Below are 959 nucleotides of genomic sequence, written 5' to 3' on the forward strand. Positions count from 1 at the left end.
CATCGAATGCGTCCTTGGATGGTGAGGTCTGAGGGCGACAGGTGCCGGAATGCGTTGGCGCGCATTCCGGCGCTGCCTGCATATCACAGCCCGTCTTGCGAGAGGAGTTGCCTATGAGCCGGACCCTTCAGCGCGCGATCTTCGCCAGCTGCCGCACGCTCGGCCTCGGGCAGGAGGAGCGGCGCGATCTACAGCTGGCCGTGACCGGCAAGGACAGCCTGTCGCAGATGGACGATGCGCAGATGCGTGCCGTGCTGACCCGGCTCGACGAGATGGGCGGGGGCGCGAAGCGGCGCGGCGCCCGCCCGGCCGCGCCGCGCGCCGATCTTCGCTACGTGCATGTGCTGTGGCGGCTGCTTGGCGAGGATGGCGCGCTTGAGCGCCCCGGCCGCCCCGGGCTCAACGCCTTCATCCGATCGCGCTTCGAGGGCAAATGGCAGTCCGTGCCGATCGACATCGACAGCCTGCGCGATGCCGGCGGCGCGGTATCAGTACGGAGAGATAGAATGCGGATGATCAGGGTGACAGTCCACGCGGTGCTGCGGTATCTCGAGCGGGTGCGCGGCGTCGATGTCGAGGCCGCGCGCGCCGAGATCGCGGCCAAGGTCGCGGTCATGGAGCGCCTGATCGAGGCGCTTGGCGAGATCGAGACCGAGCGGCTATTGCGCCGCTTTGGCGGGGCGAAGATCCGCATCCCGCACGAAGCCGATGGCGGCAAGCTCGCGGCGCAGGTCGGCCTGCGGACCGTCGACGCACTGATCGAAGCGTTCGGCCCCGGCGCGATCGTGCTGCCGATGGGAGCGTTTCGCGGGCAGGCCGCGCGTCGCGGGCGGGCCGCGCGGCTCCTGGCGGAGGGACGCACCATTCGGCAGGTCGCATTGGCCTGCGATCTGCACCAGCGCAGCGTCGAGCGGATCAGCGCCCGCATGCGCGACGAGCGCCAGATGCGTTTGCCATTT

At 69.7% G+C, this 959-nt stretch carries 1 protein-coding gene; it reads left to right on the forward strand.

Translation table 11 applies throughout. From position 1 onward, the window contains the following. Nucleotides 1-113 precede the first annotated feature (113 nt). On the forward strand, nucleotides 114-959 hold an 846-nt coding region (locus PMES_RS16110), incomplete at its 3' end, for a phage protein GemA/Gp16 family protein (protein WP_159966743.1).

Source organism: Profundibacterium mesophilum KAUST100406-0324 (assembly GCF_009835145.1).
In the GTDB taxonomy this organism is placed as follows: Bacteria; Pseudomonadota; Alphaproteobacteria; order Rhodobacterales; family Rhodobacteraceae; genus Profundibacterium; species Profundibacterium mesophilum.